This is a genomic window from Thermoflexus sp. (genome assembly GCF_025055495.1).
In the GTDB taxonomy this organism is placed as follows: Bacteria; Chloroflexota; Anaerolineae; order Thermoflexales; family Thermoflexaceae; genus Thermoflexus.
Map to the genome: position 1 here is coordinate 1 of NZ_JANWXB010000311.1, position 7,221 is coordinate 7,221.

Below are 7,221 nucleotides of genomic sequence, written 5' to 3' on the forward strand. Positions count from 1 at the left end.
CGCTTTCTGGAAGCGAAAGGAATGATCCAGGAGAACCCTGCCCTTTCCCTTCGATGGCACTCCCAGCGACGGCGCATCCGCCCCCCTCTTCCACTCCACCAGCGTCAACGCCTGTTGAGGATCGCCCGTGCGCTCCCGGAGACCCCCCTGGGGTTACGGGATCGCCTGATCGTGGAGCTCATCGGTCACTTGGGATTGCGATCCGGGCAGGTGCTCGCCCTGACGATCGATGATGTGGACCTGGCGCGCCGGCGTCTACGGATCCTTGGGCGCAGCGGTCCTCGCTGGCTGGAGCTGCCGGACACCGTCGCTTCTGCCCTCCAGCGCTATCTGGAGGTTGGCCGCCCGGCGCTGGTCCGCAACCCGGAGATCCGGGCGCTGCTGCTGAATTATCGGGGAGAACCGCTGACCCGCCAGGGGCTGTGGCGGGCGATCAAGATCCTGGCGCTACGAGCTGGGCTCTCCCCTTCGATTTCCCCAGAACGCCTGCGGCGACCCCCGGGCCTTCCGCTTCCCACGAACAATCTATCGTTACACTGAGGGCCTGTCCAGCTATGATATGAAGGATTAGAGAGGCCCACGTTCCACATCCGTTCGGCGTTCCGAGCTTCGCGCAATGAAAAGATGGACTCGTCGATCCTTTCTTATACGGTTTCTTCCCGCGGCGCTGGGCGGATGGCTGAGCGCATGCCGGGCCGCGCTGCCGCCCTCTCCCACCCCGGCGCCCCCCACGCCCACCCCCCTGCCCTCCCCCGCCGAGATCATCACCGCCGCGCTGGAGGCGCTGCGGCGTGAAGACCCGGAGGCCTTATGGGCGATCCTGACGCCGGCTTCGCGGGCCATGCTGTCGCCGGAGGAGCTTCGCGTTCTGTGGCGGGATACGCTGAACACCGCCAGCGTCCAGGCGGTGGAGATCGAGCCGCTCACGCTGATCCAGGAAGGGAAAACCGCTCAGGCCCGCTATCGGATCCGCTGGAAGACGGCCCTGTTCGGCGATCTGGAGGCGGAAGGGATGATGGCGCTCCGGCTGCTGCCGGAGGGATGGCGGGTCGTATGGCAGGATGCGCTGCTCTGGCCGGCGCTGGGCGAAGGGGATCGACTCCGGGTGGAATACATCATCCCGGAACGGGCCAACCTTTACGATCGCGAGGGCCAGAGCCTGGCCGTGCAGGGGGAATGGGTGGAGATCGGCGTGGTGCCCGGCCGGATCGCCGATGAGGGGCTTCTGCTCCAGCGGCTCGCCCGGGCCACTGGGCTTCCGCCGGAAACCATCCGATCCCGCTACGTCTTCGGCCGCCCGGACTGGTATATGCCGATCCTGGCCTTGCCGGCGGATCGCCTCGCGCCCTTCGCCACGGATCTGGAGGCCACGCCGGGGGTGGTCCTTCGCCCCCGGAGCGGCCGGATCTATGCGGGCGTCGCACCGCAAACGGTCGGGGTGGTGGGGAAGATCCCGGCGGAAGCCCTGGATCAGTGGCGGCGCCGGGGCTATCGAGGCGATGAATGGGTGGGGCGGATGGGCCTGGAGGCCTGGGGGGAACCGTATCTGGCGGGGACCCACGGGGGCCGTCTGTTCATCCAGCCGAGGGCAGAAAACGCCTCGCCCCGGCTCATCGCGGAGCGCCCCTTCACCCCCGGCCGTTCCATCACCACCACGTTGAAGCGGGATCTCCAGGCTCAGGTGGAAGAGATCTTCGGGGATCGCACCGGCGCGGTGGTGGTGATGGATCCTCGGAATGGGGATCTCCTGGCCCTCGTCAGCAAGCCGGCCTTCGATCCGAACGCCCTGCTCTGGCCCAACAGCCCTCCTCCCCCGCCAGGCGCCTTTTTGAATCGGGCCACCCAGGGCCTGTATCCTCCGGGCTCGATCTTCAAGATCGTGGTGATGGCTGCAGCCCTCACCCACGGGTTCACCGCTGGCAGCCTCTTCCAGGATCCCGGATACTGGGATGGCCTGGGCCCCGGCTACCGGAAATGGTGCTGGCTGCAGAGCGGGCACGGCCTCGTGGACCTTCCCACGGCGTTAACCGTCTCCTGCAACGTCGCGTTCTACCAGATCGGGTTTGCGCTGTATCAGCAGGATCCAGATCTCCTCCCGCAGATGGCGCGGGCCTTCGGGCTGGGGGCCCCGACGGGAGTCCAGGGGGTTCCGGAGGAGGCCGGGCTGGTGCCCGACGCGGCATGGCGCGCGCGCCAGGGCGGCCGTCCATGGTCGGTAGGGGACGCGGTCAACATGTCCATCGGCCAGAGCGATCTCCTGACCACCCCCTTGCAGATCGCCCGCATGCTGGCAGCGGTGGCCAACGGCGGGGTCCTCTACCGGCCTCGGCTGGTGGGGCGGATCGGCCCGGCCCCCGGTCAACCGGAGGAGACGTTCCCTCCGGAGGTCCAGGGCCGGCTGCCGGTCCCTGAGGAAGCCCTGGCCGCCATCCGCCAGGGCCTGCTCGGCGTCACCACCCACCCCCGGGGGACGGCCACCTGGGTCTTTCGGGGCATGCCCTTCCCGGTCGCCGGGAAGACCGGGACCGCGGAAACGGCCCCGGGGCGGCCGCCTCACGCGTGGTTTGCGGCCTACGCGCCGGCGGATCAGCCGGAGCTGGTGGTCGTGGTGATCGTGGAGCACGGCGGCCAGGGATCGGCCGTCGCCGCCCCCCTGGCCCGCCAGATCTTCGAAGCCTACTACGGGCTCCCCCGCACCCCCCTGCCAGCCCCGCCGGCCCAGGAGGATCGCTAATTCAGCCGGAAGGGCTCCTTCCTCCATCGGCCTGGCGAAGCTTCAGCCGATCTCCTCCAGCACCTCCACCCGACCGCTTTCGAGATCGTAGCACGCCCCGACGATTTTCAAGCGGCGTTCCTGGACCATCGACGAGAAAGCTGTCCCTCGCTTCAGCAGCTCTCGGACCGATCGGCGGATGTGGGCACGGATCGCACGCTCCAGCCCATCGCCGGGCTCTCCCCGCGCTTCCATGACGGCCGGCCGGATCGCATCCACGATGTGCCGCAGGTGTCCTTCCCCCTCCTTTCCCGCCGCGATCACCTCCATGGCGGTCCGCACGGCTCCGCATCCGGTGTGACCCAGCACCATCAAAAGCGGCGTCTTTAAGTGGAGCACGGCATACTCCAGGCTCCCTAGGACAACATCCTCCACGATGTTCCCGGCCACCCGCACGACGAACAGATCGCCCAACCCCTGATCGAAAAGGACCTCGGGCGGCACCCGTGAATCAGCGCACCCCAGGACGCACGCCAGGGGGGCCTGATGATCGCGGAGCGCCCGGCGATGCTCAGGGGTCTGGCGGGGATGGAGCAACCGCCCGGCCACATAACGCTGGTTGCCCTCCATCAATTCCTGCAAAGCAACGGCAGGGTTTCGAATCGCCATATCGGTTCTCCCCAGGTCATGACGTCAAACGTCGAGAGGTGGTGAAGCGCCACCCATAGGGAAGGGATGCCGCGTCGATGGCTCCGCCCTCGCGGTCCCCTTTCAGGTGGATGGAAAGCTGCCCATCCCCACTCCTGATCCCCGGTTTACGATAGGGCGATGAGGCGCGGGAGCGATCACGGGCGGCCTTCAGGCCCCGGGCGGAGGAACCAGAAGCGCTCCGCCGGGATGCCTTCGCCAACCCGGAGCGCATACGCGCGGATACGTTCCAGGATCTCCTCCTCCGTAGTGAAGAAGATCGGCCATTGGGAGCGATAAGCCCGGATCGCTTGCGCCTTGATCTGCAGATCCTCATCGGTCAACTCCACCCGATGGAACAGTCCGTCGGGGAGGCCGGAAAACCCCTCCCACTCTGCGTAGGGGAAATCCTCGTAAAACCCCCACAGGATCCCGGAACACCGCCAGCCTTCCACCGCCATCCGGACCAGGCGGTGATCCACATGGCCGCCCAGGGCCAGGGGGGCCAGCAACAGATCTCCCTCCTCCCACGGGAGAGCGGCCAGCGCTTCCTGAATCCGCTCGATCCAGGCCGCTTCGTCGGGATGAGGGGGACGGAACAGATCCTCCCGATCCAGACAGAGCGGCTGACCTCGGGCATCCCGTCGGTAGATGGTATCGGGGAACCCCCAGTGGATCGGCGTCGCCTGAAGGAGGGCCAGGGCCTGGCCATCCTCCGCCCGCCGCATGGCCATCGCGTTCTCCCCGCCGCCCCAGAGATCGTGCAGCACCTGCGCGAAAGGGGGCAGCGGGAGGAGAGGGTCCCCAGCGAAGACCGTGATCACCTCCACCGGATGACCCTCCCGGCGCGCCCGATGAAGGGTTCCCCCGCAGGAGAGCACCGCATCGTCCAGATGGGGCGAGAGAACCCGAATCCGCGCCGCGGGTTTGACAAACGGGAAGGCGCGTGGCATATTTTCACCTTGTCCGAAACTCACTTCGGGGGGCTTCCTTACAAAACAAAGACTCCTTCAACGGGGCTCGCCCGGTGAATCTCTCGGGAACGCACAGCCCGGATATGCAACAGAAGGGAGGGAACACCGATGGCCAAGGCCACCAAGAAAACCCAGCAGGATGAGAAGAAGGTCGAGCAAACCGTCGACACGGTCACGCGCCGGATCTGCTACCGTTGCGGCCAGCCCATCCGGCTGAGCGAACTGTTGCCGGTCAAGGATGGGATGCGCAACCGGATGCGCTATTATCACAAGAAGTGCTTCGCTTAAAGAAGCGGCTTCTGGGCCAGGCCGTCCCCCATCGGACGGACAGGGAGGAGGCTGGCCCTACAAAGCAGAAGGCGGAGTGCGGAATCCAGCGACGCCTTTCCCCGCCCCAAGAGCTTTCTCCGGCAAGCGCATGGTATGAATTCGACGCCGCTGGCGCGAACGATGGATCCCTCCTTAGGGGTGGGGGGGTGAGGAGCGGGCGGGGCCGCCCCCCTAAACCCCCAAAGTTCCTGAATGAGAGGATCAGGGGATTCGCCCGGAGTCCGCGGGCTCTTCACGAAGCGGACACTTTCCGCCCTTCCAGCAAACGCCGGATCACCGCCTCCGGATCCGAGAAGGGTCCCTCCGTTCCCTGCGCCTGGGCCGTGGCCACCCGCAATACGGGAAAATCCGGAGGCTTCTCTTCCACATCCTGCAGGGGATAAAAATAAGGCAGAGCATTCTTCAAACGGGCGATCGACTGCTGGGCGACCGCCTGGAGCTGATGGCGGCTCCCGATGAGGATAAACCACCCTTCCCCGATATGGCCGAGAAAGAAAGAGTCCCCGTTCTCATGGTTAATCCCGGCCAGCAGAAGCCCCACCGCGCGGATGGCGTCATCCCGGGCGACAAACCCATAGCGCTCCCCGAAGACCTCCAGCCCCTCCAGGCCGATCAACAAGCACCCCCAATCCGGGTGCTCCAGATGTTCCCGCAGATGCTCCAGGATCAGCGGACGGCCCGGCAACCCAGTAAGGCCATCGAAAGCGGGCTCGGCCCGGGATCGACGCAGGATATTCTGGACGCGCGCCCGCAATTCCTGAAGGCTGAAGGGCTTCGAGATGTAATCGTGCGCTCCCATCTCCAGGCCGGTCAGCCGGCTCTCCCGCTCTCGCTTCTCGGTCAGGAAAATCACCGGGATCTCCCGGGTGCGCCGGTGAGCGCGCAATTGCCGGAAGACCTCGAAGCCATCGAGGTCCGGCAGCCGGATATCCAGAAGGATGAGATCAATGGCATGGGCCTGCGCCATCGACAGGGCCTCCTCCCCGGAGGCCGCGGTGAGCACCTGATAGCCCTGAGCCCGGAAATATGTTTCCAGCAGGTTCGCGGTCTCCAGCTCATCCTCGACAATCAGCAGGGTCGCCGCTCTGCTCATCGCCCCCTCCGCGGAAAGCTGCTGGGCAAAATGGGCCTCGCCCTCCCCATGGCATTAACGATCCGGCAACGCCCTCGCTGTAAATGGCGGCAAGGCCCCAAATCCCCTCCCCTCTCCCCACAACCCCTTTAGGCTTGGATGGAGGGTCCGCCCCATCCCCCGTCTCATCTCTCCCCACGGCCCAAAGGGCTGTGGGGAGGGGAGGAAAAAGAGAATGTTTGGGGGCGGGAAGGCCGCCGAGGGAAGATGGGGGCAGCTTTGGGCCACCTCCACCCTCCCCCAAACGGGATGCCCCCTTCCCTCTCCCGTTTTGCGGGAAGGGGGAGGGCTGAATCGTCACCCGATCGGCTCCTTATAGATCGCGAAGGAGCACGTGGGATCCCCCATGGCGATGCAGGAGATCTCCTCCACCCGGAACTCCTTCCCCCCGCTGACCCAGCGCAACCCCTCCTGAAGCAAGCCGATGGCAGCGTAACAGACCGGGCGATCGGTTTTGCGCCCCCAGCACACCGGACACCGTTCGATGACATAGATGAAGCGATCCCCTTCCTCATACACGTAGCTCTTTTGATCGCTGAACTGGGTGAAGATGCCCGCCATCGCCGGGAGGCCGATCTTCAGCTTGGCCTGGAGGGGCAGCACCCGGAAGGCGAGGTCACTGACGCCCGCCAGGGCGCCGAAGCCCTGGAGGCCTCGGGCGAAGGACGCGCGCCCTCCCCGCAGGGCCAGACCTCTGCCCCCCCGCGGCCCATACATCTCCTCCAGCGCCTGGTTGATGGCGGTGAAATCCGCAAAATCGAACCCGCGCTCCAGGTTGTCCGGCGGGTAGTTGTCGATCAGATGGGGAAGACGGGCCAGGTGGAGAACGGCGTTCAGGCCGTTCTTCCCCATCACTTCCTCCAGCGCCTCCAGAAAAATCCGGGCGATCTTGTTCGGATAATAGAGGCCGCTCTTCTGCTGGCTCAAGGCACAGCCTCCTCATTGGAAGATGCGATGATATCTCTATCCCCGTCCTCCGCCGCAAGGCGGCATGGAGAAGGGGAAGCTCGCTGTTGATTGCTTCGCGCCTGGAGAGGGGATCAAAACCGTCGCCCACGACCCGGGCCCAGCCCGCGGCGCATATGCCGAACATGAGTCGAAATCAAACTCGAATGTCCCGGCCTCTCCATCCGGGCCCAAACGGTTGGGGAGCCGCCGTGAAGAATCAGGCCGCCAGGATGCGGGCCAGATCCTCCGCAGCCCGCCGCATATCCAGGAACAGCAATCCCAGCTTGGCCTGAGGTCTAGCCAACACGGTGAGCACTGCCTCCTCTCCGACCGCCATCAGCACCACGTATCCTCGCTCGCCCCGGATGTATACCTGATCCAGCGTCCCCCGCCTCAGCTCGCTGGCGATCCGCTCGCCCAGCGAAAGCATCGCAGCG

The 7,221-nt window shown here is 65.8% G+C and carries 8 protein-coding genes; 3 read left to right on the forward strand and 5 right to left on the reverse strand.

Annotation, left to right across the window (positions count from 1 at the left end; translation table 11 throughout):
* On the forward strand, positions 1 to 540 hold a 540-nt coding region (locus NZM16_RS09815; protein ID WP_295480185.1), incomplete at its 5' end, for a tyrosine-type recombinase/integrase.
* Positions 541 to 616: 76 nt separating this feature from the next.
* Positions 617 to 2,734, forward strand: a complete 2,118-nt coding sequence (locus tag NZM16_RS09820; RefSeq protein WP_295450434.1) for a penicillin-binding transpeptidase domain-containing protein — start codon at positions 617 to 619, stop codon at positions 2,732 to 2,734.
* A gap of 42 nt (positions 2,735 to 2,776) precedes the next feature.
* Here the strand turns inward: NZM16_RS09820 and NZM16_RS09825 are convergent, their stop codons facing one another.
* Positions 2,777 to 3,382: a carbonic anhydrase gene (locus NZM16_RS09825; RefSeq protein ID WP_295450430.1), complete on the reverse strand. Its 606-nt coding sequence runs from the start codon at positions 3,380 to 3,382 to the stop codon at positions 2,777 to 2,779.
* A 176-nt stretch (positions 3,383 to 3,558) separates the two neighbouring features.
* Positions 3,559 to 4,353: a PIG-L deacetylase family protein gene (locus tag NZM16_RS09830; RefSeq protein ID WP_295480186.1), complete on the reverse strand. Its 795-nt coding sequence runs from the start codon at positions 4,351 to 4,353 to the stop codon at positions 3,559 to 3,561.
* A 129-nt stretch (positions 4,354 to 4,482) separates the two neighbouring features.
* Between NZM16_RS09830 and NZM16_RS09835 the strand changes: the two genes are divergently transcribed.
* On the forward strand, positions 4,483 to 4,662 hold the full coding sequence (locus tag NZM16_RS09835) for a hypothetical protein (RefSeq protein ID WP_295450426.1): 180 nt from the start codon (positions 4,483 to 4,485) through the stop codon (positions 4,660 to 4,662).
* Between the two features lie 274 nt (positions 4,663 to 4,936).
* On the opposite strand, the gene NZM16_RS09840 is transcribed toward NZM16_RS09835, so the two are convergent.
* The 3 genes from NZM16_RS09840 to NZM16_RS09850 form a co-directional block, all read right to left on the reverse strand.
* Positions 4,937 to 5,797, reverse strand: a complete 861-nt coding sequence (locus tag NZM16_RS09840; protein ID WP_295450423.1) for a response regulator — start codon at positions 5,795 to 5,797, stop codon at positions 4,937 to 4,939.
* A 336-nt stretch (positions 5,798 to 6,133) separates the two neighbouring features.
* On the reverse strand, positions 6,134 to 6,763 hold the full coding sequence (locus NZM16_RS09845; RefSeq protein ID WP_295450420.1) for a 4-vinyl reductase: 630 nt from the start codon (positions 6,761 to 6,763) through the stop codon (positions 6,134 to 6,136).
* Positions 6,764 to 7,001: 238 nt separating this feature from the next.
* Positions 7,002 to 7,221: roadblock/LC7 domain-containing protein (locus tag NZM16_RS09850; protein ID WP_295480187.1), on the reverse strand; the 220-nt coding region annotated here is incomplete at its 5' end.

Excerpts from the sequence above, each read along its gene's own strand:
- NZM16_RS09840 (WP_295450423.1), bottom strand. The coding sequence starts at position 5,797 with ATGAGCAGAGCGGCGACCCTGCTGATTGTCGAGGATGAGCTGGAGACC.
- NZM16_RS09830 (WP_295480186.1), bottom strand. The coding sequence starts at position 4,353 with ATGCCACGCGCCTTCCCGTTTGTCAAACCCGCGGCGCGGATTCGGGTT.
- NZM16_RS09820 (WP_295450434.1), top strand. The coding sequence starts at position 617 with ATGAAAAGATGGACTCGTCGATCCTTTCTTATACGGTTTCTTCCCGCG.
- NZM16_RS09835 (WP_295450426.1), top strand. The coding sequence starts at position 4,483 with ATGGCCAAGGCCACCAAGAAAACCCAGCAGGATGAGAAGAAGGTCGAG.
- NZM16_RS09825 (WP_295450430.1), bottom strand. The coding sequence starts at position 3,382 with ATGGCGATTCGAAACCCTGCCGTTGCTTTGCAGGAATTGATGGAGGGC.